The organism is Dietzia alimentaria 72, assembly GCF_000226215.1.
GTDB classification, from domain to species: Bacteria; Actinomycetota; Actinomycetes; order Mycobacteriales; family Mycobacteriaceae; genus Dietzia; species Dietzia alimentaria.
On record NZ_AGFF01000023.1, the window covers coordinates 227736 to 253872 of the forward strand.

Genomic DNA, 26137 nt, shown 5'->3' on the forward strand with positions numbered 1-26137 from the left:
AGGGGCGATGAATGTGGACCATTGTCCCAATCGACGGTCGAATCTGGACAGGTCGGTGCATACTGTCCAGCATGCTCGAGACCAGCGGCGGACTCGTCGATCAGATCGACATACTCGTGGTGGGTGCCGGATTCGGTGGCATCGCCATGGCTGACCGGCTTCTGCGAGAGAAGCGGGGCGACGACTTCCTCGTGCTGGAGGCTGCAGACGAGGTCGGCGGCACCTGGCGAGACAACACCTATCCGGGCTGCGCCTGTGACGTCCCCACGGCCCTTTACTCGTTGGCCCACCACGCCAACCCCGGCTGGTCGCACTCGTTCGGCCGGCAGTCGGAGATCCACTCCTACCTGATGTCAGTGGCTGACCGCATCGGACTGCGCGACCGGCTCGTCACGTCGTGTGAGGTGCTCGGAGCCTCCTGGGACGGCACGCAGGCGCTCTGGCGTATCGAGACGACCAAGGGGCCGATCCGTTCCCGTCATCTGGTTGTCGCGAGCGGGGCACTCTCCTCCCCGTCCATCCCGCAGCTTCCGGGCCTGGAGACATTCGAGGGCGAGGTGTTCCATTCCGCCCGCTGGAGACACGATGTCCGGCTCGACGGGCGCAAAGTGGCAGTGGTGGGCACCGGCGCCTCAGCTGTGCAGTTCGTCCCGGAGATCGCCCCGAGCGTTGATCACCTCACCGTCTTCCAACGCACACCGGGGTGGATCATCCCGCGACTGGACAGGGCGATCTCCGAGCGGCGAAAGCACCTGTACGAGCGATTTCCGATCCTGCAGCGCCTGGTGCGCGGGCGGATCTACCTTGGACGCGAGCTGTACGTCCTGCTGTTCACCCGAGCTCAGTTCATGCTGCGGTTCTTCGAGTGGTTCGCGCGCTTCTACCTACTGCTCAATGTGGGAGACCGGAAGATGCGCAAAGCCCTCACACCGGACTTTTCAATCGGTTGCAAGCGCGTACTGCTGACCAGCCGATGGTTTCCCGCGCTCACCCGCCCGAACGTCACCCTTGTCCCGGACGCTGCATTGGGCGCGACCCGACGCGGTCTGCTCGGCGCCGACGGCCTGGAGCACGAGGCCGACGTGATCATCTTCGGCACCGGCTTCCAGCCCACGGAGCCACCGATCGCCCGCGTCATCACCGGATCTCTCGGCGAGACTCTGGCCCAGCACTGGGACGGCAGCCCCCGCGCATACAACGGCGTGACGGTGGCCGGGTTTCCCAACCTGTACCTGCTATACGGGCCGAACACGAACCTGGGGCACTCTTCGATCGTGTACATGCTGGAATCGCAGGCCGAATACATCTCGCGGATCATCGACCTCGCCGAGGGAGGTAGCCACGCAGTCGAGGTCCGACCCGAGGCGGTCAAGGCCTACGCGGACCGGATGGACGACGAACTCGCGCACACGGTCTGGAACGAGGGCGGTTGCTCGAGTTGGTACTTCGACGTGAAGGGACGCAACTCCCTGCAGTGGCCGTCGTATACCTTCCGATACCGCTCACAGCTCAGATCGGTCGACCCGTCCGACTACGTGGTGATCTGACAGTCGATATTCCCAGAGCGGAGGTGTGCCAATAAGACCCACCCCCGCCCGTGTCCCACAGGTCAGAAACCGCGGTCGGGAAAGTCCAGACCCAGAAGCGCGTTCTCCACGACCTCTGCCATCGCGGGGTGGATCCAATACTGGCGACGTGCGAGGTCGGGAACTGTGATCCCGAACTCAATGGCCTGGATGAGTATCTGGATCAACGAAGGTGCGTGTGCCCCCATGATGTGTGCGCCCAGCAGGAGTCCGGTGGCACGGTCTGCGATGAGCTTGCAACAGCCAACCGAATCCTCCATCGCCCAGCCGTAGGCCACGTCACCGTAATCCTGGGTCTTTACCGTCACGTCGTAACCGGCGGCGCGGGCCTCGATCTCGGTCATCCCGACGGAGGCGATCTGTGGCCACGTGAACACGGCGTAAGGCACGTGGGCGTGATGGAACGGCTGTAGATCGTCGGGGTTGCGCAGGTTGTGGGACACCACCCGCTGCTCGTGGTTCGCCACGTGCTTGAGCTGATGCGGCGAACTCACGTCGCCCAGGGCCCAGACACCGTCGGCCGAGGTCCTGCCGTACTGGTCCACCCGGACACGGTCCCCGTCCATCTCCACGCCGGCGGAGGCGAGTCCCAAGAGGTCCCCGTTGGGCGTGCGGCCCGTGGCCACCAGCAGTGCATCTCCGGCGCAAGTCGAGCCGTCCTCGAAGGTGATCTCCACGCCGCGGTTGTCGTCGCCCGTGGCGGTCATCTCTGTGACCACCTTGCCGAGGCGGACGTCCCACCGGTCGGAGGCGTTTCGGGTGAACCGCTCGGCTAGTTCGCGGTCGAGGTACTTGAGAAGCACGTCGGAGCGTCCGATGATCGTCACCTTGACGCCCAGGGCGGCAAACACGTGGGCGAACTCACAGGCGATGAACCCCGAACCCTTGATGACCAGGGACTCGGGAAGTTCGGGCAGGCGCATCACGTCGTCGCTCGTGAAGTAGTCCACGCCCGCATCAGTGACGATCTGTGGGATGGACGGACGAGCGCCGGCGGCGATGACCACCTGATCGGCCGTGATCAGCTCACCTGTGCCTGTGTCGATGGTCCTCGGGCCCACGAACGTCGCGTGGCCGTCGTAGACGGTGACGTTCTCGCTGCGGTTTCGTCGGTAGTCCTCACCGCTCGCGGCGATCGGGTCGATCCGTCGGTCGAAAACTCGCGAGACGATGTCCGGCCACCGCACCCCGTCCAGAGTCGAATCCACCCCGTAGTTCGACGAATGGGCGATCGAGGTGGCCGTGTCCGCGGCGTAGACGAACATCTTGGTGGGGATGCACCCCACGTTCAGACAGGTCCCGCCGAACGTCCCCTTCTCGCATATCGCCACCGACTTGTCGGCGAACGACTCGTCGATCAACGAGTTGCCGCTGCCGGTGCCGATCACGACGAGGTCGAAGTGCCGCGTGGGGGTCTGGGTCATTGTGGTCAGGACTCCTTGGTGTGAGAGGAAATTATCTGGTCCAGCCAGTCGCCGAGGTGACCAAAAGCCACCGCGAGGACGTCAGGGCGGGATAGGAAGACATCGTGGCGGGCTCCCTCGATCGGGATGTCGGTGACACTGGACGAAACGCGGTCGGCGAATCGCTCCATGGACCGCACGTCGAGGATCAGATCGGTGTCCACGTCGATCGACCTGTTCTTCGCGGTCTTTGCAGCAGGGCCGACCGACGACGCCGCTGATCGGAGCATGAGAACCGGAAGAGGGAGGTCGATCCCCTCCTGCAGACGCCGCTGCGCACGACGGACCGCAGCCAGCCAGCCTGCGCGCACGCCCACCCCGCCCGGAGGTTTGAGGGTCACGTCGAAATCGAAGTCGCCGTCGTGATCCACGTGCGTGCTCGCGACATATCTGTCGGAAGTCGGGAGTGGCAGACGATAGAAGGGGCGGGCGGCGCCGAGGACACGGATCACCCGGTCCAACACCGAGCGGGTGCGGTCCGGGAGGTCCAGCTGAAACCAGGGGGAATTGAGAACCAATCCGATGACGGGCTCCAACGTCCCCTTGTCGCGCCGCCGGCCCAGCCACAGCGGGACCACCAGACCGCCCGTCGAATGCGCCTCCACGATGACGGGCAACCCCGGGTGTTCGGAGACGATCACCGCGAGAGCCTGCTCCAACTCGTCGTCGTACCTCTCCAGGTCGGTGGTGAAGTGCGGCGTCAGCCCTTCGTGTCTGGAGCGCCCGCATTTGCGGAGGTCGATCCCGTATGTCGCGAAACCACGCGCGGCGAGGAACTCCGCCAGATGGGTGTGGAAGAAGTAGTCGGACAATCCGTGGACCACCAACACAGCCGCGACCGGCTCGGACGGCGCCTCTTCGTGGCGCACCAGGGTCGCAGAGATCGGTCCCTCACCGTCGGGATCGGTACCGAGTGGCAGTTCACGCCTGCGAAAGGACGGCCCCAGCAGATCAGCGGTCCACGATTCGTCGGCGACGGCATCGGCGGCGCGATCGGAGGAGAGAGATGACACGCGCACCACCCTAGTCCGGTGTGCCCCATCCACGGTCCCGAGAGTAGTCTTGGTTCCCCGTGGACGCGGAGTGTCAGAGGACGGCCGCGTCTACTTGAGATTCGGGTCCACGACCAATGAGCGAGGGTAGCCGGTGACTGCAGACCAGGTGGCAAGGCACGGAACGACGGATGTGGCGCTCATCGGCGCCGGCAGCATGAGCGCGACACTAGGGGCACTGCTGCGCCGTCTCCAACCAGACTGGGACATCCAGGTCTACGAGCGTCTCGAGGGGCCCGCGCTGGAGTCCTCCGACGCGTGGAACAACGCTGGTACCGGCCACTCGGCCCTGTGTGAGCTCAACTATTCACCAAAAACCGCTGACGGCGATGTGGACATCACCAAGGCCGTGAGCGTCAACGAAAAGTTCCAGGTCTCCCGGCAGTTCTGGTCCTATGCCGTGGAGAACACCATCCTCGGTGACCCGACCGAGTGGATCCGATCGGTTCCGCACATGAGCTTCGTGACGGGCAGGGACGGCCAGGACTACCTGCAGAAGCGGTACGACAAGCTCGCCGGGCATCCCCTCTTCCCGGGTATGGAGCACACCACCGACTTCGGCGAGCTCGAGCGGCTCGTCCCGCTCATGGCCCGTGGTCGCTCATCGGAGCAGCCATTCGCTCTGAGCCACTTCGCAGGCGGTACGGACGTCAACTTCGGTGCGTTGACCCGTCAGCTGATCAAGTACCTCACCCGCACCGGCACCGAGGTCCACTACCAGAATCAGGTGAAGGACCTCGAGCGGAACACGGACGGCACATGGCGGCTCACCGTGGCCAACCGGCACACCGGCGACGAGCGCACTATCGACGCCAAATTCGTCTTTGTGGGGGCTGGTGGCGGCGCGCTGCACCTACTGCAGAAGTCGGGTATCCCCGAGATCAAGGGCATCGGCGGTTTCCCGGTGGGTGGCCAGTGGCTGCGCTGCACCAACGACGATCTGGTCGAGCAGCACCAGGCCAAGGTCTACAGTCAGGCCTCGGTCGGTGCCCCCCCGATGTCCGTGCCGCACCTGGACACGCGAGTCATCGACGGCAAGAAGGGATTGCTGTTCGGCCCGTTCGCCGGCTGGACCCCCAAGTTCCTCAAGATGGGCAGTTTCCTCGACCTGCCCTCGAGCATCCGGGCCGGCAACCTGCTGCCCATGGCCAACATCGGTCTCACCGAGATGGGCCTGGTCAAGTACCTCGTGACGGAACTCGCCAAGAACCATGGTGCCCGGGTCGACACCCTTCGGGATTTTGTGCCGTCAGCCGTGGACGGGGAGTGGGAGAAGGTCATCGCGGGCCAGCGCGTACAGGTGATCAAGCCCAAGCCCAACGGTAGGGGTGGCACGCTCGAGTTCGGAACGGCCGTGGTAAGCGCGGCGGACGGCTCGATCGCCGGACTCCTGGGGGCATCTCCCGGGGCCTCTACGGCTGTCGACGCCATGGTCGACGTGCTGCAGCGTTGCTTCCCCAGCCGCTTCGCGGATTGGAAGCCAGCCCTCGAGGAGATGATCCCGTCCCTCGGTCGCGATCTCGCGACTGAGCCGTCACTGTTCACCGAGCAGTTCGAACGCTCCACGCGGACGCTCAAGCTCGATCAGAAGGTCTAGCCCGGACGCACCACCGGTACCGTTTCTCGTCCCCCGATCTCCTCACCGAGGTCGGGGGATGAGCTGTATCTCAGCACTCGGCCCCGGGCGAGCGGTGCTGCCATCGCCGGATAGGATCGGCCCATGATCCGGCCCGTTAACCCTTATCCCGTCGGCCTGGACCTCGAAGGTCGCCGTGTGGTGGTGATCGGCGGAGGTTCCGTGGCCCAGCGTCGCGTCCCCGTCCTACTGGAGGCCGGAGCGGCCGTCTACCTGGTGAGCCCCGAGATCACCCCCACCCTGCAGGGCTTGGTGGACGCCGGACGCATCTGGTGGGAGTCACGTGAATATCGCACCGGCGATCTCGAGGGTGCCTGGTACGTGGTGGCGGCCACCAAGGACTCGCTCGTCAACGCACGGGTGGCCGCCGAGGCCGAGCAACACCGCACTTTCTGTGTGCGGTCCGACGCGGTGAACTCGGGTACCGCGGTCACCCCGGCCGTCGTCCGTCGCGACGAGATGCTCGTCGCGGTACTCACCGGTGACCGCGCCCGCACCTCCGAGGCCCGCGACATCGTGGCACGCGCGCTGAGTGTGGCAGGGGCGGAGGCCCCCGAGGTAGACGAGAAGCTCCGCGGCACTGTGGCGCTCGTGGGTGGAGGGCCGGGTGCTGATGACCTCATGACGGTACGAGGCCGACGCCTCCTCTCGCGCGCAGACGTGGTCGTGGCCGACCGACTCGCCCCCCAAAGACCACTCGCCGAACTAAGGTCGGACGTGGAGATCGTGGATGCGGCCAAAATTCCTTACGGCCGAGCCATGGCGCAGGAGGCCATCAACGAGGTTTTGGTGGACCGTGCACTATCGGGCAAGTTCGTCGTGAGGCTCAAGGGCGGCGATTCGTTTCTTTATGGTCGTGGGTACGAGGAAGCGCAGGCCTGCGCTGAGGCAGGCGTGCCCTGCACCGTCGTCCCGGGCGTCTCCAGTGCGCTCTCCGTCCCCGCGCTGGCGGGGATCCCGGTCACCAACCGAGGGATGACGCACGAGGTGACCGTAGTCTCCGGACACCTGCCCCCCGGCCACCCCGGCTCACTCGTCGATTGGGACGCCCTCGCCCGGCTGCGCGGCACGATCGTCATCCTCATGGGGGTCAAGAACACCCCGGCCATAGCTGATTCCCTCCTGGCGGGGGGGCGGCCCTCCGACACGCCTGCGGCCGTGATCGTCGACGGCAGCCTCGAAGGTGAGGCGACCTACCGGTGCACCCTCGCGACCCTTGCGGAAGAACTGCGCGTCCACGACGTGCGGCCGCCGGCGATCGTCGTGGTGGGGGAAGTCGCGGGGCTGCCCCAGGTCCTGGCCCGTTCCTGAGACCGCCGTCTGATCCCGTACTCCTGGTACATGATGGGGTTCGTGAGCACCCGCAAGAAGATCGGCTTCCTGTCCTTTGGCCACTGGACGGACCATCCCGACTCGGCAGTGCGGACCGCGCGGGATTCTCTGATCCAGAGCGTGGAACTGGCAGCAGCCGCCGAGCGGTTGGGTGCCGACGGCGCCTATTTCCGCGTTCACCACTTCGCCCGACAGCTGGGTACCCCGGCCCCACTTCTCGCCGCGGTGGGTGCGCGTACCTCCCGGATCGAGATCTACACAGGGGAGGTGGACATGCGCTAGGTCAACCCTTGGGATTCGCCGAGGACATTGCCGCTGCGGACCTGCTCTCCGGTGGTCGTGTCCAACTGGGGATTTCCCGGGGATCACCGGAGCAGGCACTCGACGGATGGAGCTACTTCGGGTTCCGGCCCGCGGTGGGGGAGACGGACGCGGACATGGCCCGGCGGCACACGGATGTCTTCCTGAGCGCGGTCGACGGCACACGAATGGCCGAACCGAACCCTCGCCCGAGGTTCCCCAAACCACCGGGTGCCCTCCGTCAGGAGCCGTACTCCGAAGGGTTGCGTGAGCGCATCTGGTGGGGGGCCGGATCAGATGACACCGCCCGGTGGGCCGCCGAACGGGGGATGAATCTTATGGCGTCGATGCTCAAGCAGGACGAGTCCGGTCAACCTCTCCACGTCCAGCAGCGCCGACAGATCGAAGCCGTCCGTGATGCGTGGTCGTCTCGCGACCACGGTTTCGAGCCGCGGGTCGCCGTCTCACGGTCCATTGTCGCGATCACCAGCGACGTCGACCGTCGCCGTGTCCTGGGAGGCGCGTGTGGGGACCGGTTCGGGCGAATCGAGCCCGGCAGTCGCGCCGTGTTCGGGCGATCCTATGTGGCCGAACCCGACGTGATCGACTCTCTGCTCGCGTACGTCGCACCGGAACTCGGATGGCGGTGAACGACGGCGGCAACACCTGGATGCGCCGCGGTTCAGGGCTCGGTGACCATAGTCAGAACCTTCGCCGACGTGCGTTCGACGGAGTGGCCGGCTCGACGGGCCACGCGAAGTAGCGACGTCACGTCGTCCATCTCGGCCCGCGAGGTCGCCAGGGTCCGTGCCAGCAATCCCTTGTGGTGCTTGGAGAAGTGCGACACCACCTTGCGTGACCCGTCCGAATATTCGGTCACCACATCAATGGTGATCGCACCGGGGACCGGTCCCAACTGGTGGTAGCCGCCCGAACGCAGATCCACCACCAAATCGTCGGCCCAGTCAATGGTGGCCTCGGACAATGCCGGCCGCCAGGTCGCCCTCAGCGTCCCCATACCCGGCAACTGGGTGCCAGCGGATAGTCGGTAGTGGGGGATAGGGTCACCGGCGGCCAGTAGGCCGAACAACGCGGACCCGATCCACAGACGGGCCTCTGCTCGTGACCGGGTGGCCCGTGTAAAGGATCCCTGGTCGAGCGCGTCATAGAGCACCCCTGTGTACCGGCCGAGTGCGGGAGCACAGGGCGTGCCCCACAGTTGCGCGTTCAGATCCACCTCACCCGCGAGTTTCTCGCTCAACCCGAGTGTGGACCGCGCGCTGTCGGGGTCCTCCACACACATCGTGACCAGCGTGTCGGCGACCGACCGTCGGGTGTCGGTGAGAGTGGGAAGAGAGAGACGAGCGAGGTCGAGTGAGCTGCCGGGCCCACCGACGGACTTGGTTTCGGAGGGGGACAGGAGGATGCGCACCCGGCTGAGGCTACCGTCGGGCGGATCAGTTCCAGACGGGCGGCTACGCTGGACCACCGTGATCACGCGTCTGTCCCACCTTTTCCTGCGTACCCTCCGCGACGACCCGGCTGATGCCGAGGTCCTCAGCCACAAACTGCTGGTCCGCGCCGGATACGTCCGCCGGGTAGCGCCCGGCGTCTATTCATGGCTGCCTCTGGGTCTGCGTACCCTTCGCAGGATTGAGGAGGTCGTCCGCGAGGAGATGGACGCCTCCGGCGCCCAGGAGATCAGCCTCCCCGCGCTGCTCCCACGGGAGCCGTACGAGACGACCGGCCGGTGGACGGAGTACGGGCCGGCATTGTTCCGGCTCAAGGACCGTAAGGGCAACGACATGTTGCTCGGTCCGACTCACGAGGAACTGTTCACGCTGACCGTCCAGGGCGAATATTCCTCGTATAAGGACCTGCCGGTCACGCTGTATCAGATCCAGACCAAGTACCGGGACGAGGAACGCCCGCGTGCAGGAATCCTCCGTGGTCGCGAGTTCACCATGAAGGACTCGTACTCCTTCGACGTGGACGACGCGGGGCTCGAGCGGTCTTATCAGAACCATCGCGCGGCCTACCAGCGCATCTTTGATCGCCTGGGTATCGAGTACGTGATCTGTGCCGCCACTTCGGGTGCCATGGGCGGCTCGGCATCGGAGGAGTTCCTCGCTGTCTCCGGCGCAGGCGAGGACACATTCGTCCGGTCGACCGACGGGAAGTACGCGGCGAACGTCGAGGCAGTGGTGACCCCCGCACCTCCGGCTCCCCCACTTGAAGGACTTCCGGACGCCGTAGTGCACTCCACCCCGGACGCCCCGACTATCGAGACACTCGTGTCGTGGGCGAACTCGGCGGACCTCGGACGTGAGATCACCGGCGCCGACACTTTGAAGAACGTGCTGCTCAAGGTTCGCGAGCCGGGTAAAGACTGGGAACTGCTCGGTGTCGGGCTCCCGGGCGACCGCGCGGTCGACATGAAGCGCATCGAGGCTGCGCTCGAACCTGCCGAGGTCGCAGTTCTGGACGACGCGGACTTCAAGGCAAACCCCTTCCTCGTCAAGGGCTTTATCGGCCCGCGAGCGCTGATCGAGAACGAGGTCCGGTACCTCGTCGATCCCCGGATCGTGGAAGGGACGGCGTGGATCACCGGAGCGGACGAACCCGACAAGCATGTGGTGGATCTGGTCTGTGGCCGCGACTTCATCCCTGACGGCACGATCGAGGCCGCTGAGGTCCGTGAAGGCGATCCGGCACCCGGTGGGCACGGCACCCTCACCCTGGCGCGCGGCATCGAAATCGGTCACATCTTCCAGTTGGGCCGTAAGTACACCGACGCGTTCGGGTTTGATGTGTTGGGCGAGAACGGGAAGCCCGCCAGGGTGACGATGGGGTCATATGGCATCGGGGTATCGCGCCTCGTCGCTGTTCTGGCTGAGCAGTTCGCCGACGACAAAGGCCTGGTATGGCCGGCAGAAGCCGCGCCCGCGGACGTGCACGTGGTGATTGCCAACAAGGACGAGGCCGCGATCAACGGGGCAGGCACGCTCGTGAAGGCCTTCGATGAGGCCCGGCTCGAGGTTCTCTTTGACGACAGAAAGGCGTCACCGGGAGTGAAGTTCAAGGACGCTGAACTGATCGGCGTGCCTTGGGTCGTGGTGGTGGGCCGTGGATGGTCCGAGGGGACGGTCGAACTTCGAAAGCGCGCCACGGGAGAGGTGACCCAGATTGCCGTCGAGGGAGCTGCGGACGAGATCATCCGACTGATAACCTCCGCCCGCTAGACCGGATTTCAGGCGTCCGGCGGGAACCCGGGAAGAGCTTCGAACGGCGCGCCCGGGACCAGGGTCCGCCACCGGGCGAGTTGGATCGCGGCAGCGGTCAATGCCTCCACCGCGTAGCGCCTCATTTCCGCCGTCTCGGCTGTGGCGACCTGTGCGCGCCAGGCTTCGCAGCAGTCCGACTCGATCCTGATCGCGAGCAGCACGGGTGAGGTGGGGGTGTCCGGACCGGTGAGATAGCCCACCGGGGCGGGTGGAGAGCCCGGCCACAGCTCCTCCGCGCCGTCTCGACGGGCCCGGTGTGCGGCGAGCTCACGTCGGACCGCTGCACGGATCGATCCGTCAGCCCGGGAAAGCACGAGTCCGTATCCGTAGACGGCTGCATCCTCTGCTGCGAGTCCGACCGGAGTGGTCACGCCAGCACCACCTCGACGGCGGAGATGCACGCAGCGGCGACTGAGGCTGTCAGTTCGGCGCGTGTGCCCTCGGCGTCGACCGCCACTTCGGTCGCCCTGGAGGCGTCGGCGCGCAACCGAGTCCGCACCTCGTCCAGCGGGGGGCAGACAGGCGGGGCCTCCTCTGCCTCGATCGCCGACGATGTCACATCGGGTGACGGCTGTTCGATCATCTCTTGAAGTCGCTCGGCGTGGACTCGCCGAACCTCCGCCAGGGTGTGCAGTATCTGGATCCGATCGCCGTGCGAGGCGTCCGCGGCGGCGAACTGGACGGCGTCTCGACGTGCTGCGTCCGCAATTTCCACGAGCGGATCGGGGCCGCCGAGAGACAAGGGCGTCGAGCAGCCCCCGACGGTAGCCGCGAGAGCGGTTGCACCCGCGGTGACCGCGATGAATTGACGGCGGGAAAGAGGGCGTGTGAGAACAATGGGGGCGGAATGGGGCACCCCGACATCCTGCCAGGGGTCGGGGGACTCGACGACGAGGCGGTACAGTGATCCGGCCCGTCCGCGATCCGGAACGGAACCCGTCAGACCGCATGCCAGGAGCACAGTGATCGTCCCCGAGGCCGACAGGGCCCACATCAGCAAGGCGGTCTCCGACCGTGGCCTCGACCTCGAGGACCTTCGCGAGGACACACGGTCGTCCACATGGACCGTGAAGGTCGTTGTGGATGGCGACTCCGGTGTCTCGCTCGATGATCTGGCGGAATTGTCCGCTGCGCTCGATCCACTGGCCGAATCCTGGGGCGGTCCCGAGCGGCCGGTTACCCTCGAGGTCACGAGTCGGGGGGTGGACGCACCGCTTGAAGAGCCCCGCCACTGGCGGCGCGCGCGAGGTCGCCAGGTCGATCTGAGCTACGTCGACGGCGCGAAGGGTCCGGCTCGGGGGAGGGTCGGCGACCTAACAGAGGACTCGGGTTCGGTCCGGCTGGTGACGAAGTCGAATCGTGGGATCGGCGTGGACTCGGTAGCGTTGGACACCGTGTCCCGCGCCGTGATCCGGATCGAGTTCCGACCGCCCCCGCAGGACGAGTTGGACCTGCTGGCGGAGTCGGACGGTTCCGGGCGTGGCGTGCGAGAAGGAGAAAACAGTTGAACATCGACATGGCGGCGCTGAACATGCTGTCCACGGAACGCGAGATTCCGTTGGACGATCTCGTGAACACTCTCGAGAACGCTCTGCTGACCGCATACAAGCGGACCGAAGACGCGCACCGCGTCGCGCGGATCCAGCTCGACCGTAAAGCCGGGACCGTCGCCGTTATGGCCGCCGAGGTCGACGACGAGGGCAACCGTATCGGTGAGTTCGACGCCACGCCGTCGGATTTTGGCCGGATCGCCGCGGCGACCGCCCGCCAGATCATCCTCCAGCGTCTTCGTGAAGCCGAGACCGAGCGCATCTACGGAGACCTCGTCACTCGCGAGGGCGAAGTGGTGAGTGGTGTCATCCAATCTGACTCCCGCGCTAATGTCCGGGGGATCATCGTTGTCCACATCGGACCGGAGACCGGTGGGACCGAGGGCACCATCGCTCCCGCAGAGCAGGTCCCCGGGGAGACATACCGGCACGGGGATCGCATCAAGTGTCACGTAGTCGGCGTTCACAAGGGGCCGCACGGTGCCTCTGTCTCGCTCTCGCGTACGCACCCGGATCTGGTTCGCGGACTCTTCGCGCTCGAGGTCCCGGAGATCGATGACGGCTCGGTTCGCATCGCTGCGATAGCGCGCGAGGCGGGCCACCGAACCAAGATCGCTGTGGAATCCACCATCTCCGGACTCAACGCCAAGGGGGCGTGCATCGGACCGAACGGTGCCCGGGTACGCGCGGTGATGGCTGAACTCAACGGCGAAAAGATCGACATCGTGGACTACGACGACGATCCGACCGTCTTCGTGGGCAACGCACTCTCACCGGCTAAGGTGATCTCCGTCACCGTTGCAGACGAGGCGACGCGTGCCGCGAGAGTTGTGGTCCCCGATTACCAGCTCTCCCTCGCGATCGGGAAAGAAGGGCAGAACGCCCGCCTGGCGCACCGCCTCACCCAGTGGAGAATCGACATCCACAGCGACGCGGAGTGAGGGCGGGCGCCCACCCGCACCCACGCGGTCGGGCGCGCCGTTAGTGTCGATACCCCGTTATCTGTAGACTAAGCAGTTGTCACAGTGACTTCACGTCCACCCGCTCGGTGCGGGCGAGGCGGCGAGAAACCGAGGCGGCCGCATGCGGGGACGTAAGGACCAGCTCGACGGCGTTGCTGAGGTTGTAGGTCCGGTTCGGACCTGCGTCGGCTGTCGTGGTCGGGATTCAGACTCCCGGCTACTGAGGATCGTTCATGATCCGAGGTCGATGGCACTCTCGCCGGATCCCCGCCGTCGGGCAATTGGACGAGGAGCCTGGGTGCATCGCGACGAGCGGTGCATCGCGACAGCACTCGACCGCAAGGCCTTCATCAGGTCGTTGCGAGTCGTCGGGAGCGTGTCCCAGGATGCGATCTCGGAGGTACTCGAGGCACTACGCCACGAGTACGAGACCACCCGCTAGCCGAACAGACTGGTAGGGGGAGCACATGACAAGGAACGGACCAGACACGATGAGCACACCGTGAAGCTCCAGCGATGAACGTCCATCGAATGTAGACCGAGGTCGCGCGGCCAGCCCTGCCGTGAAGACCTCGCAGTGAGGAGAGCAGTGGCAGGCAAGCCCCGGGTACACGAACTGGCAAAAGAGTTCGGTGTCACCAGTAAAGAACTTCTGACGAAGCTCCGCGATCAGGGAGAATTCGTCAAGTCGGCGTCCTCGACACTCGAGGCCCCGGTCGTCCGGCGCCTCCGCGAGGCCCACAAGCCGGCGGGCGGCGCAGACTCCGCCCCCGCAGACTCCAAGCCCACCGGCGCAGCGTCGCCGAAACCGAGTGCGGCAGCGTCGAAGCCCGGGCCAAAGCCCGGTGCGGACCCGCGGACCGCAGCGGCCAAGCCAGCTGCATCCACGCCGTCGACGGGGCCCAAGCCGGGAGCGCCGGCCGCCAAGCCGGCACCCGCCGAGACTCCGGCTCCCGCAGCGAAGCCCACCCCGGGCGCGGCTGCGGGCCCGAAGCCGGGGGAGGCCAAGCCCGCTCCGGGTGCGACCCCGGGCCCGACGCCCGCGGCTGCATCCCGCCCGGCACCCGGCCCGCGCCCGGCTGGACCGAAACCCGGTCCCAAGGCACCTCGTGTCGGCAACAACCCGTACTCGAGTGGCACCACACCGGCTCCGCGTCCCCAGGCCGGTCCCCGTCCGGGACCAGGCCAGGCGGGCCCGCGTCCGGGTGGAGCACGTCCGTCGCCAGGCCAGGGTGGACCCCGTCCGCCCCAGCGCCCGGGCGCTCCGGGACAGGGCGGTCCGCGCCCCACGCCCGGCAACATGCCGCCTCGTCCGAGCCCCGGCCAGATGCCGGGTCAGGTCGCTCGCCCCGCTGCGGGTCGGGGCCGTCCGGGTGGTCCCGGCGGTCGTCCCGGTGGTGGAGGTTTCCGTCCAGGTGGCGGCGCTCCCGCCGGTGGCGGTGGCGGTTTCCGGGGTCGTCCCGGTGGCGGCAATCGTGGTCGCGGCGGTGCCGCGGGTGCGTTCGGTCGTCCGGGTGGCGCCCCTCGTCGCGGTCGTAAGTCGAAGCGGCAGAAGCGTCAGGAATACGACTCGATGCGGGCTCCAGAGGTCGGCGGCGTCCGGCTTCCCGACGGTCGCGGCCAGGTCCTTCGACTGGCACAGGGTGCCTCGCTGAGCGACTTCGCCGACAAGATCGACGTGAACCCGTCGCAGCTCGTCCAAGCGCTGTTCAACCTGGGTGAGATGGTCACGGCCACGCAGTCCGTGACGCCGGAGACCCTCCAGCTCCTCGGCGAGGAGATGGGTTTCAAGGTTCAGGTCGTCAGCCCCGAGGACGAGGACCGCGAACTGCTGGATTCGTTCGACCTGTCTTTCGGTGAGGACGAGGGTGGCGAGGATGACCTCGAGGTTCGTCCTGCCGTCGTGACGGTCATGGGTCACGTCGACCACGGTAAGACGCGGCTGCTCGACAGCATCCGCTCCGCCAAGGTCGGCGAGGGCGAGGCCGGAGGCATCACCCAGCACATCGGTGCGTACCAGGTGACCGTCCCGGTCGACGAGGTCGATCGGACCATCACCTTCATCGACACCCCCGGTCACGAGGCGTTCACCGCGATGCGTGCGCGCGGCGCCAAGTCGACCGACATCGCGATCATCGTGGTGGCGGCGGACGACGGTGTGATGCCGCAGACGGTGGAGGCGATCAACCACGCACAAGCGGCCGATGTGCCGATCGTCGTGGCGGTCAACAAGATCGATAAGGAGGGCGCACAGCCCGACAAGATCCGTGGTCAGATGACCGAGTACGGGCTGGTCCCGGAGGAGTACGGCGGCGACACCATGTTCGTCGACATCTCCGCCAAGCAGGGCCTGAACATCGAGGCACTGCTCGAGGCCGTGGTCCTGACCGCTGATGCGTCGCTGGACCTGCGGGCCAACCCGGATATGGATGCGCAGGGCGTTGCCATCGAGGCGCACCTGGATCGCGGTCGCGGTCCGGTTGCCACGGTGCTCATCCAGCGCGGCACCCTCCGCGTGGGCGACTCGATCGTCGCCGGTGACGCCTACGGTCGTGTGCGTCGGATGGTCGACGAGCACGGTGAGGACGTCGCTGAGGCGACTCCGTCGCGTCCGGTCCAGGTCATTGGTTTGACCAGCGTCGCCGGTGCCGGCGACACCCTGATGGTGGTCGAGGAGGACCGCACCGCACGGCAGATCGCCGACCGTCGTAATGCTCGCAAGCGCAACGCGATGGCCGCTCGTAGCCGCCGTCGGATCAGCCTCGAGGACCTGGATTCGCATCTCAAGGAGACGAGCCAGCTCAACCTGATCATCAAGGGCGACAACTCCGGTACCGTCGAGGCGCTCGAAGAGGCTCTCATGGGTATCGAGATCGACGATGAGGTGCAGCTGCGCGTCATCGACCGAGGTGTCGGTGCCGTCACCGAGACCAACGTCAACCTGGCGGCCGCATCGGACGCGGTGATCATCGGGTTCAACGTGCGCGCAGAGGGTAAGGCCACTGAGATGGCCAACCGCGAGGGCGTGGACATCCGGTACTACTCGATCATCTACCAGGCGATCGACGAGATCGAGAGTGCGCTCAAGGGCATGCTCAAGCCGATCTACGAGGAGAAGCAGCTCGGTCAGGCGGAGATCCGCCAGATCTTCCGCTCCTCCAAGGTGGGCAACATCGCCGGTTGTATGGTGCTGGACGGCATCATGCGGCGTAACGCGAAGGCACGGCTCATCCGAGACGGCAATGTCGTTGCGGAAGAGATGACCGTGACGTCGTTGCGGCGTGAGAAGGACGATGCGACCGAGGTCCGCGAGGGCTTCGAGTGTGGTCTCACGGTGACGTACTCCGATATCAAGATCGGTGACATCGTCGAGACCTACGAGCTCGTGGAGAAGCCGCGCGACTGATGTCGCCGGATAAGGCCGTGGGGGCAGGTTCCGTGGTGAACGGACCTGCCCTCGCGGCATGCTGGGGTAGCCAGTGGTCGCGGGGACGGGCCTTCAGGGGCCCGTCCCCGCCCGGACCGACCACACAGAGTCGAGGAGGATCGGCATGACCGGTAAGGGACGTGCGGGACGGTTGGGCAAGCGGATCGGAGAGATCGTCGCCATGGCGATCGAACACGAGATCAAGGATCCGCGGCTCGAGTTCGTCACCATCACCGACTCACGCATCACCGCGGACCTCCGGGTGGCGACCCTGTACTACACGGTGCGCGGTGCGACTCTCGACGAGGAGCCCGATCTCGAGGCTGCCGAGGATGCGTTGACCACAGCGCGCGGGAGATTGCGCACGATGGTCGGAAAGCAGACCGGCGTCAAGTTCACTCCGGAGCTGACCTTCGTCTTGGATTCCGTCCCGGACGCGGCTCGCTACATGGAAGAGCTGTTGGCCAAGGCGCGTGCGAGCGACGAAGAGGTCCGTCGTGCTGCAGAGGGTGCCCGCCCCGCTGGCGATGAGGACCCGTACCGCAGGCCCGAGGAGGACGAGCGGCCGGAGGGCGACGACCGGTGAACTCCCGGGTTGACGTCCGGAGGGCGGCTGAAGTTCTGGGCCGGCACCGAGAAGTGACCGTGCTGTGCCATGTCCGGCCGGATGCCGACGCGCTCGGCAGCTCATGCGGACTCGCCCGTGCGCTACGTGCCGGGGGCTCGACTGTTCACCAGTCGTTCGACCCCGGCATCGTCCCGCCCTCGCTCCGCGCCATCCCCGGCACGGAGCACGTCGTGCCGTTGGCGCAAGTCCCGGCACATGACGGTCTTGTGGTCACGCTGGACTGCGCGAGCGCCGACAGGGTGGGGAACTGGGATCGACTGGCCGAGGCGGCAACTGAGATCCTGGTGGTGGACCACCATCGCTCGAATCCTGGATTCGGCGACCACATCCTGCTTGATCCGAATGCGGCGTCAACTGCGTCACTCGTTCTAGAGATCCTGGAGGCCGGCGGACTTCAGGTCGACCCGCACATCGCCACGGCTCTGTACGCGGGACTGGTCACTGACACCGGTTCGTTCCGATGGGGTGGGCCAGACGCCCATGACACCGCCCGCCGTCTCCTGGCCGCCGGCGCTGAATCGAGCCAGCTGACGTATGCGCTCCTCGATGCCCACGGATTCTCGTGGCTCCGCATACTAGGCGAACTCCTGTCCTCGGCCCGTCTTGAACCCGAGACCCTGGGAGGTCTCGGATCAATCTGGTTGGCTGTTCCACACGCGATAATCGAGTCTTCCGAGGAGGAGGACGTGGAATCCCTGGTATCCCACCTGCGCGGTGCACGTGAGGCTCACGTCGCGGTGTTGCTGAAGGAATACCTGCCCGACGAATGGACGATCTCTCTGCGTTCCCGTCCTCCCGCGGGGGGTGCGGACGCCGTGGACGTGGCTGCCGTCGCGGCCGCACTGGGCGGCGGCGGACACCCTGCGGCGGCTGGCTGCACGGTCGCGGGGGATCTGGAATCGGTCTCCGCGAGGCTCCGTGGGCTCCTCGACTGAACTGGCACACGTTGGTCCTGATCCCGGTACGGGCGTGGCCGCCCTCGGACGGCGGCTGTGGTCAATAGCACTTCCGGTCCTGCCGGTGCTCGCGGCGGAGCCGGTCTACCTGCTCGTCGACGGGATCGTGGTGGGCCGTCAGGGACCCGATGACCTCGCTGCCCTCGGTGTGGGTGCACTGGTCCTGCTGGTTCTAGGAACCCAGATGAACTTCCTGTCCTACGGCACCACCGCTCGCTCCGCACGACTGCACGGCGCCGGACGCCGGGCCGACGCGGTCGCCGAAGGCGTCCAGGCCACATGGATAGCGTTCGCGGTAGGCGCGACCGTGGTGGCAGCTGTTCTCGCACTGGTGGGGCCATTGACGCGCGTATTGGCCGCGGATGCCGAGGTCGCGGCAGAGGCCGCGGAATGGCTGCAGGTGGCGGTGTGGGGCATTCCGTGCATCCTCGTCGCGTCGGCGGGACACGGCTGGATGCGCGGCGTACAGAGACTTCGCACCCCGCTATTCCTGGTGACGGTGGGGATCGGGGTTTCCACCGCGGGGTGCGTGCTGCTCGTGCCCGGGCTCGGGCCGGCGCCCGCGTTGGGGTTGGTGGGTAGTGCGTGGTCCAATCTGGCGGGACAGGTGCTTATGGCGACGGGTTTCCTGGTGGCTCTGGTGCGCGAGCACCGGGGACCCCTGGGACCGCGGCGCACCGTGATCGTGAGCCAACTCCGTATGGGTGTGGACCTAGTGATCCGCACCGCGTCGTTCCAGATCACGTTCGCAGTAGCCACCACGGCCGCGGCTGCGGCCGGAGTGGGCTCGCTGGCAGCGCACCATCTGGCCCAGCAGATGTGGGCGCTCTATTCACTGGTATTGGATTCGGTCGCGATTGCCGCGCAATCACTGGTCGGCGCCGCCCTGGGGGCAGGCCTCGCCGCGCACGGCCGCGCGCTCGCGCGTGCAGTGGTGGTGTGGTCGCTCGGGCTGGGGGCGGTGCTGGCTGTGCTCACCGTGGCACTGCGTGGTCCTGTGTCCCTGTTCCTGGCGGGTGATCCCGGCGTGGCGGAGCGTCTGACGGTGGCGCTGGTCGGGATGGCGGTCGTGGTGATTCCGGCGGCGGTGGTGTTCGGCCTCGACGGTGTACTACTGGGGGCCGGAGACGCTGCATACCTGCGTACGAGCACGGTGATCGCCGCGCTGTCCGGTTTCCTGCCGGTTCTACTGGCGACCCGCCACTTCGGCTGGGGTCTGGCGGGGATTTGGTGGGGGATGGGTGTGTTCGTGGGGATGAGACTGATAGCGGTGGCGATTCGAGTACGTGGCGAGGCATGGATGGTGACCGGTGCCGGAACACCTAACGGAGGTCGGATCGCGCGATCCAGCGCAGGGGAGGACGACGAATCATGACCTCGACGCCGAGTCTGCGGGCGGTATCCGACCTCCACGTCGGGCATCGCGGCAACGCGGATGTGCTGGACGAGATCCACCCCGGTCATCCGGGTGACTGGCTGATCGTGGCGGGGGACGTCGCGGAGAAGACCGACCATGTGGTGAACGCGCTCGGTAGGTTAGCCGAGCGCTTCGAACGCGTGATCTGGGTGCCGGGAAACCACGAACTCTGGATCGGCCGCGACGACGAGGGCATCACGTCCCCGACGAAGTACGACCGCCTGGTGGAGGCCTGCCGCGCGATCGGTGTGGACACGCCGGAGGACCCATACCCGTTGTGGACAGGGCCTGGCGGACCGGCGTGGATCGTGCCGATGTTCCTGCTCTACGACTACTCGTGGACGCTGGTGCGCGGCCAGTCCCGGCCGGACGCGTTAGCGGGCGCACGCGAACGACGCGTGGTGGCCTCTGATGAGTTCCTCATCGATCCGGCGCCGTATTCAGACGCGGCGGCGTGGTGCCGCGATCGTCTGGTTGCCACCACATCAAGGTTGGGCCGGATCGACCCACCCCATCCGACAGTCCTGATCAATCACTGGCCGCTGCTGCGGGACCCCACGCGGGTACTACGCCACCCCGACTTCGCCTTGTGGTGCGGCACGGATCAGACTGCCGATTGGCACCGCCGTTACCGCGCCGCCGCGTGCGTCTACGGACATCTGCACATCCCGAGGTCGTCCAGCTACGACGAGGTGCGTTTCGAGGAAGTCTCCCTGGGGTACCCGCGCGAGTGGGGGAGCCGGGGGCGTCCGGAGCCGCTGGCCCGTCAGATCCTGCCCGCCCCGGCGGAGCCACAGGCGAGGTGGATCCGTGACGGGCAGGGACTGCCCCGGCTCGCCCGGCCGGGAGAGCCCGGACCATTCCTGGAGGAGGAGCAGTGATCCGCGACATTCTGCCACCCGATGTGGTGACGGTAACCGACTCCGAGTTGGGGATGGATGACGCGGCGGTGCTCGACGCGCTGCATCCGGTAGAGGCCGAGCAGATTGCCGGGGCGGTCGAGCGGCGGCGAGTCGAATTCGCGTCGGCCCGGGCGTGCGCGCGAGAGGCCATGACCAGGCTGGGCGTTCCCGTGGGGCCGGTGGTGCGCGGAGGTCAGGGCATGCCGGTGTGGCCGCCCGGAGTGGTGGGAACCCTCACACACACGGATGGTCTGCGCGCCGCAGCGCTGGCTCCGACGGGCCGGGTCCGCTCGCTGGGCGTGGATGTCGAGGTCCACGGGTCCCTGACGGACGGGGTCCTTGATGCCGTCTCGTTGCCGGACGAGGCGGCGTGGGTCCGCGCTGCTCGCTCGGATATGCCATCGGTGCACTGGGACCGCCTGCTGTTCACGGCCAAAGAGGCCACCTACAAAGCGTGGTTCCCGCTCACCCGGAGATGGTTGGGCTTCGCCGATGCACGGATCACCCTTGTTCCCGACAGGATCGACGACGACGTGGTCACCGGCGCACTGAGGTCGCGGATCTTGGTGGAGCCCCACGCGGTTGACGGGGGAGCGGATCTGCTTGAGTTCCACGGTCGTTGGGTGGTCCGGGACGGCTACGTGGCCTCGGCGATCGTGCTCCGACCGGCCGGCGTGGATACCGTGTTCCCGTGACCTCTCGCAGATCGGAACCCCGTCCCGCCCCCGAGCCCGGCCTCGTCGTGGTCGACAAACCGGGTGGTATGAGCAGTCACGATGTGGTCGCGCGCCTGCGCCGTTTCTTCGGTACACGCAAGGTCGGGCACGCGGGAACACTCGATCCGATGGCCACCGGAGTGCTGGTGGTGGGGATCGAACGCGCCACCAAGATGCTCGGGCTGCTCGCACTGGAGACCAAGTCCTACGAGGCCACCATCCGGCTGGGGCAGACAACCGCCACCGACGACGCTGAGGGCGAGATCACCGCCACCGCGGACGCTTCCGAGGTCTCCGACGAGGCGATCGACGCCGGAGTGGCCGCACTCACGGGGGAGATCGACCAGGTTCCCTCCGCCGTCAGCGCGATCAAGGTAGACGGCAAGCGAGCCTACGACCGTGTGCGGGCGGGCGAGGAGGTCGTGCTGAAGTCGCGGCGGGTCACGGTCTCCCGGTTCGACGTTCTGGGGCGGCTGCGCTCAGGTGAGGTGGTGGACCTCGTCGTCGTCGTCGACTGTTCCACCGGAACCTACATCCGGGCGCTCGCTCGGGACCTCGGCGCGGGACTCGGTGTAGGAGGGCACCTGACGGCGCTCAGACGCACGATGGTGGGGCCGTTCGACCTGGACGTGGCCCGCACCCTCGAGGAGTTGGAGGCCGAACCCCGGCTCTCCCTCGACCTTGACGCCGCAGCGCTGGCAGCCTTCCCCCGTCGTGATATCGACGCAGAAGATGCCGAGGGACTCCGGCACGGAAGGTGGCTGGATGCCCAGGGCGACACCGGCGTGGTGGCGGCGGTCGCGCCGGACGGTCGGGTCGCGGCGCTCGTGTCGGAGTCGGGCAAGCGCGCGGCCCCGGTCGTCGTCATGCGACCGGCGGGGCTGTGAGTCCCGGGCGTATGGTGGTCGCCGTGCAACTGTGGCGAACTTTCGACGCGATCGTGACCCCCGACGGCGGGACTTCTGTCGCGCTCGGGGTGTTCGACGGGCTCCACAGGGGCCACAGAAAACTCGTGGAGCGTGCCGTTGACAGCGCACGCGAACTCGGTGCGAGCCCCGTCCTGGTCACCTTCGACCCGCACCCGGTGGAGGTGGTGCGCCCCGGCACCCACCCGCTCGTGCTCACGCCCCTGGATCGACGGGCCGAACTGGCTGGCGAGTTCGGGGTGGAGGCGGTGTTCGCACTGCCCTTCGACAGGGAGATGGCGTCGTGGGACCCGGACGAGTTCGTCGATCGCGTCCTGGTCAAGGGATTGAGTTGCCGGGCGGTCACGGTGGGCGGCAACTTCACCTTCGGTCGTCGCGCCGCCGGCACGCCGGACACGCTCCGCGAGCTAGGTGCCGAGCGCGAGATCACCGTTAATGTGGTGGATCTCATGGAGTCCGACGGTGAGACCGTGTCGTCGACCCGGATCAGACGACTCCTCGCCGAATCGGATGTGGCGGGCGCGGCGGAGCTTCTCGGCCGACCGCACCGGGTATGCGGCCCCGTGATCCACGGTGCTGGGCGCGGCGGCCGTGACCTCGGCTATCCGACGGCGAATCTCAACCTGACCGAGTACACCGCGGTGCCAGCTGACGGCGTGTACGCAGGATGGTTCACCGTCATGGACGACGGTCCACTCGACGGCTCGATCGTCCCGGGGCGTCGGTACGCAGCCGCGGTGTCCGTGGGGACCAACCCCACATTCGGCGACGCTGCGCGGAGTGTCGAGGCGTTTGTACTGGACGAGGTGGCCGACCTCTACGGACGTATCGCCGCGGTTGATTTTGTGGACCACGTCAGGTCCATGGAGAAGTTCTCCTCCGTGGATGAACTCCTGGTGGCCATGGGGCGCGACGTCGACCGGACCAGGGCCGTGCTGGAAATCTGACCGGCAGGGTCCACAGCCGTCGATTCGGGCCCGAGGGGTCCGTACTGGTAGCGTCATCTATCGGCTCTGCTGCGGTCCGCGGCGGCGGGGTTACTCATTTTCGTGGACTGGAACAACCGGGAGTAATCATGGCACTGAGCACCGAAGACAAGAAGGCCGTACTGGCCGAATACGGGATCCACGAGACAGACACCGGCTCACCCGAGGCCCAGATCGCGATGCTGACCAAGCGCATTCAGCAGCTCACCGAGCACCTCAAAGACCACAAGCACGACCATCACTCGCGTCGTGGTCTGCTCCTTCTGGTCGGTCGTCGGCGTCGCCTTCTCAAGTACATCGCCAAGACTGACATCGCACGCTACCGCAGCCTGATCGAGCGACTCGGCCTGCGTCGCTGACGCACGCCGCACACAGATTCCAGTGTTCCCCGTCCTGTTCAGGGCGGGGAACAGTTGTCTGCCGGGGGCGACGGCCCGTGCGCCTCGGTGACCTCGCGTGTTTTCCCTGATAGCCTGAGCTAGTCCGGCGCACACGTGCCGGGGTGGTTGACAGGTCCGATTGGCGGTCCTCGGTAGTGGCTGCCGGAATCGAGTTGGCCCTATGGACAGGGCACCGGATCCGGCCGCTTCGATCGAAGACCGAAGTCGTACCGGGACCCCCTGACGTGTTGCCCGGTGGCCACGGCGGGACGACTCCGCCGTGTGGCCCCATTTCCCACACGACAGGAATCTATATGCCACAGATCAATGCCGTCGAGGTTGATGACGGAGTCTTTGAGACCGTCGCGACCATCGACAACGGCGACTTCGGTCGCCGCGAGATTCGTTTTGAAACAGGCCGGTTGGCCCAGCAAGCAGCTGGCGCGGTCGTCGCTTACCTTGACGACGACACCATGCTGCTGTCCGCAACCACGGCGGGCAAGCACCCCAAGGAGCACTTCGACTTCTTTCCGCTCACGGTGGATGTCGAGGAGAGGATGTATGCCGCGGGTCGTATTCCGGGCTCGTTCTTCCGCCGCGAAGGTCGCCCCAGCACAGATGCGATCCTGACGTGTCGGCTCATCGACCGGCCACTGCGGCCGACCTTCGCTGACGGCGTCCGCAACGAGGTCCAGGTCGTTGTGACCGTCCTGAGCCTGGATCCCAAGGACCTGTACGACGTGGTGGCCATCAACGCGGCCTCTGCCTCGACCCAGCTGTCCGGGCTGCCGTTCTCCGGCCCCGTGGGCGGCGTACGTATCGCCCTCATCCCGACCGCCGCCGACCCGGCCGGCCAGTGGGTCGCGTTCCCGACCGTCGAGCAGCTCGAAGACGCTGTCTTCGATATGGTCGTCGCCGGCCGTGTGATCGGGTCGGGTGACACCGCCGACGTGGCGATCATGATGGTCGAGGCCGAAGCCACCGATAACGTGATCGAGAAGATCGCCGGTGGCGCCCAGGCGCCCACCGAGGACGTCGTGGCCCAGGGACTCGAGGCGGCCAAGCCGTTCATCTCCGAACTTTGCGCCGCGCAGCAGGCTCTGGCCACCGCCGCCCCCGGTACGCCGCGCGAGTTCCCGCTGTTCCCGCCGTACCAGGACGACGCTTATGCGGCGGTCGCGAAGATCGCGGAGACCAAGCTCGGGAAGATTATGCAGATCGCGGACAAGCATGACCGCAACGCCGCGACCGACGAGCTCAAGGCCACGGTGCTCGACGAGCTCAGCGAGCGTTTTGCCGATCGTCTCGGCGAGGTGGGTGCCGCGTTCAAGTCACTCACCAAGAAGATCGTGCGCCAGCGGATCCTCACAGACCACTTCCGCATCGATGGTCGAGGCGTGCGGGACATCCGGGCGCTTTCCGCCGAGGTCGAGGTCATCCCACGCGCCCACGGCTCGGCCTTGTTCGAGCGTGGCGAGACCCAGATCATGGGTGTCACCACTTTGGACATGGTCAAGATGGCACAGCAGATCGACTCGCTGGGACCGGAAACCAGCAAGCGCTACATGCACCACTACAACTTCCCGCCTTACTCCACCGGTGAGACCGGGCGTGTGGGTTCGCCCAAGCGTCGTGAGATCGGCCATGGTGCACTCGCTGAGCGTGCTCTGATGCCGGTGCTGCCCAGCGTGGAGGAGTTCCCCTACGCGATCCGTCAGGTGTCCGAGGCATTGAGCTCCAACGGTTCCACCTCTATGGGTTCCGTCTGCGCTTCGACGCTGTCGCTGCTCAACGCCGGAGTGCCGCTCAAGGCGCCGGTCGCAGGCACCGCCATGGGCCTGGTCTCCGATGAAATCGACGGTGAGACTCGCTACGTCGCACTGACCGACATCCTCGGTGCCGAGGATGCGTTCGGTGACATGGACTTCAAGGTCGCCGGCACGGGCATGTTCGTCACGGCTCTGCAGCTGGACACCAAGCTCGACGGCATTCCCTCGGAGATCCTGGCCGGTGCGCTGACGCAAGCCCGCGAAGCTCGTCTGACAATCCTCGACGTGATGGCCGAGGCGATCGACGAGCCAGATGAGCTGAGCCCGTTCGCGCCGCGGATCATCGCCATCAAGGTCCCCGTCGACAAGATCGGCGAGGTTATCGGGCCCAAGGGCAAGATGATCAACTCGATCACCGAGGAGACCGGCGCCTCGGTGTCGATCGAGGACGACGGCACCGTGTACATCGGTGCCACTGACGGCGACTCCGCCCAGGCCGCGATCGACAAGATCAACGCCATCGCCAACCCACAGTTGCCCAAGGTCGGCGAGCGGTTCCTCGGCACAGTCGTCAAGACCGCCCCGTTCGGCGCATTCCTCTCGCTGCTTCCGGGCCGCGACGGACTGGTCCACATCTCCAAGCTGGGCCAGGGCAAGCGCGTCGGCAAGGTGGAAGACGTCGTGAACGTGGGCGACAAGATGCAGGTCGAGATCGCGGATATCGATAACCGCGGCAAGATCAGCCTCGTGCCTGTCAGCGATGATGAGCCGACCGAGGATGTCCAGAGCGACGACTGATCCTCCCGCCCGCCCCGCCTACCGCGGGGTCGGCACCATTCGAGGCACGTACCCCTTCGAGTTCGGT

The 26137-nt window shown here is 66.6% G+C and carries 22 protein-coding genes and 1 pseudogene; 18 read left to right on the top strand and 5 right to left on the bottom strand.

Annotation, left to right across the window (positions count from 1 at the left end; translation table 11 throughout):
• Positions 1-71: 71 nt before the first annotated feature.
• Positions 72-1547: a flavin-containing monooxygenase gene (locus ON04_RS10485; protein ID WP_010541571.1), complete on the top strand. Its 1476-nt coding sequence runs from the start codon at positions 72-74 to the stop codon at positions 1545-1547.
• Positions 1548-1609: 62 nt separating this feature from the next.
• Here the strand turns inward: ON04_RS10485 and mtr are convergent, their stop codons facing one another.
• Both mtr and ON04_RS10495 read right to left on the bottom strand, forming a co-directional pair.
• Entirely contained in the window at positions 1610-3010 is a 1401-nt protein-coding gene (gene mtr / locus ON04_RS10490) for a mycothione reductase (protein WP_010541572.1), read from the bottom strand.
• A gap of 5 nt (positions 3011-3015) precedes the next feature.
• Positions 3016-4062 carry an alpha/beta hydrolase gene (locus ON04_RS10495; RefSeq protein ID WP_238529298.1) on the bottom strand — a complete coding sequence of 349 codons (1047 nt, stop codon included), beginning with the start codon at positions 4060-4062 and terminating at the stop codon, positions 3016-3018.
• A 133-nt stretch (positions 4063-4195) separates the two neighbouring features.
• Between ON04_RS10495 and mqo the strand changes: the two genes are divergently transcribed.
• The 3 genes and pseudogenes from mqo (at position 4196) to ON04_RS15765 (ending at position 8019) form a co-directional block, all read left to right on the top strand.
• The gene (gene mqo, locus ON04_RS10500) at positions 4196-5698 is read left to right on the top strand and encodes a malate dehydrogenase (quinone) (RefSeq protein WP_029458224.1); all 1503 of its coding nucleotides are present in this window, start codon (positions 4196-4198) and stop codon (positions 5696-5698) included.
• Between the two features lie 123 nt (positions 5699-5821).
• Positions 5822-7048: a uroporphyrinogen-III C-methyltransferase gene (gene cobA / locus ON04_RS10505; protein WP_010541575.1), complete on the top strand. Its 1227-nt coding sequence runs from the start codon at positions 5822-5824 to the stop codon at positions 7046-7048.
• A 33-nt stretch (positions 7049-7081) separates the two neighbouring features.
• A pseudogene (locus ON04_RS15765) lies at positions 7082-8019 on the top strand (LLM class flavin-dependent oxidoreductase).
• Between the two features lie 32 nt (positions 8020-8051).
• Here ON04_RS15765 and ON04_RS10515 read toward each other — a convergent pair.
• Positions 8052-8801, bottom strand: a complete 750-nt coding sequence (locus ON04_RS10515; protein ID WP_029458226.1) for a YaaA family protein — start codon at positions 8799-8801, stop codon at positions 8052-8054.
• 58 nt (positions 8802-8859) lie between these two features.
• Here ON04_RS10515 and ON04_RS10520 point away from each other — a divergent pair, with 58 nt between their 5' ends.
• A complete protein-coding gene (locus tag ON04_RS10520; protein WP_010541579.1) occupies positions 8860-10611 on the top strand; it encodes a proline--tRNA ligase in 1752 nt (583 codons plus the stop codon).
• Positions 10612-10619: 8 nt separating this feature from the next.
• Here ON04_RS10520 and ON04_RS10525 read toward each other — a convergent pair whose 3' ends face one another.
• The gene (locus ON04_RS10525; protein WP_010541580.1) at positions 10620-11024 is read right to left on the bottom strand and encodes a ferritin-like domain-containing protein; all 405 of its coding nucleotides are present in this window, start codon (positions 11022-11024) and stop codon (positions 10620-10622) included.
• Entirely contained in the window at positions 11021-11368 is a 348-nt protein-coding gene (locus ON04_RS15990) for a hypothetical protein (protein WP_238529299.1), read from the bottom strand. The genes ON04_RS10525 and ON04_RS15990 overlap by 4 nt, the downstream gene beginning before the upstream one ends.
• Positions 11369-11615: 247 nt before the next feature.
• On the opposite strand from ON04_RS15990, the gene ON04_RS10535 reads away from it, so the two are divergent.
• The 13 genes from ON04_RS10535 (at position 11616) to ON04_RS10600 (ending at position 26070) form a co-directional block, all read left to right on the top strand.
• Entirely contained in the window at positions 11616-12161 is a 546-nt protein-coding gene (locus tag ON04_RS10535; RefSeq protein WP_010541582.1) for a ribosome maturation factor RimP, read from the top strand.
• Positions 12158-13144, top strand: coding sequence for a transcription termination factor NusA (gene nusA, locus ON04_RS10540; protein ID WP_010541583.1), 987 nt, complete (start codon positions 12158-12160; stop codon positions 13142-13144). The genes ON04_RS10535 and nusA overlap by 4 nt, the downstream gene beginning before the upstream one ends.
• A gap of 142 nt (positions 13145-13286) precedes the next feature.
• Complete coding sequence (locus ON04_RS10545; RefSeq protein WP_029458228.1) at positions 13287-13607, top strand: YlxR family protein; 321 nt, start codon at positions 13287-13289, stop codon at positions 13605-13607.
• Between the two features lie 147 nt (positions 13608-13754).
• Entirely contained in the window at positions 13755-16571 is a 2817-nt protein-coding gene (gene infB / locus ON04_RS10555; protein WP_081477170.1) for a translation initiation factor IF-2, read from the top strand.
• Between the two features lie 145 nt (positions 16572-16716).
• Positions 16717-17178, top strand: coding sequence for a 30S ribosome-binding factor RbfA (gene rbfA / locus ON04_RS10560; RefSeq protein ID WP_010541586.1), 462 nt, complete (start codon positions 16717-16719; stop codon positions 17176-17178).
• On the top strand, positions 17175-18155 hold the full coding sequence (locus tag ON04_RS10565; RefSeq protein ID WP_029458232.1) for a DHH family phosphoesterase: 981 nt from the start codon (positions 17175-17177) through the stop codon (positions 18153-18155). The genes rbfA and ON04_RS10565 overlap by 4 nt, the downstream gene beginning before the upstream one ends.
• A gap of 34 nt (positions 18156-18189) precedes the next feature.
• Positions 18190-19551: an MATE family efflux transporter gene (locus ON04_RS10570; protein ID WP_141564738.1), complete on the top strand. Its 1362-nt coding sequence runs from the start codon at positions 18190-18192 to the stop codon at positions 19549-19551.
• Positions 19548-20474: a metallophosphoesterase family protein gene (locus tag ON04_RS10575; RefSeq protein ID WP_010541589.1), complete on the top strand. Its 927-nt coding sequence runs from the start codon at positions 19548-19550 to the stop codon at positions 20472-20474. The genes ON04_RS10570 and ON04_RS10575 overlap by 4 nt, the downstream gene beginning before the upstream one ends.
• Positions 20471-21190 carry a 4'-phosphopantetheinyl transferase family protein gene (locus tag ON04_RS10580; protein ID WP_010541590.1) on the top strand — a complete coding sequence of 240 codons (720 nt, stop codon included), beginning with the start codon at positions 20471-20473 and terminating at the stop codon, positions 21188-21190. Before ON04_RS10575 ends, ON04_RS10580 begins: the two co-directional genes overlap by 4 nt.
• Positions 21187-22098, top strand: a complete 912-nt coding sequence (gene truB, locus ON04_RS10585; protein ID WP_010541591.1) for a tRNA pseudouridine(55) synthase TruB — start codon at positions 21187-21189, stop codon at positions 22096-22098. Before ON04_RS10580 ends, truB begins: the two co-directional genes overlap by 4 nt.
• Before the next feature lie 11 nt (positions 22099-22109).
• Positions 22110-23084: a bifunctional riboflavin kinase/FAD synthetase gene (locus ON04_RS10590; RefSeq protein ID WP_010541592.1), complete on the top strand. Its 975-nt coding sequence runs from the start codon at positions 22110-22112 to the stop codon at positions 23082-23084.
• Positions 23085-23212: 128 nt separating this feature from the next.
• Positions 23213-23482, top strand: a complete 270-nt coding sequence (gene rpsO, locus ON04_RS10595) for a 30S ribosomal protein S15 (protein ID WP_010541593.1) — start codon at positions 23213-23215, stop codon at positions 23480-23482.
• A gap of 335 nt (positions 23483-23817) precedes the next feature.
• A complete protein-coding gene (locus ON04_RS10600) occupies positions 23818-26070 on the top strand; it encodes a polyribonucleotide nucleotidyltransferase (RefSeq protein WP_010541594.1) in 2253 nt (750 codons plus the stop codon).
• Positions 26071-26137: the final 67 nt, after the last annotated feature.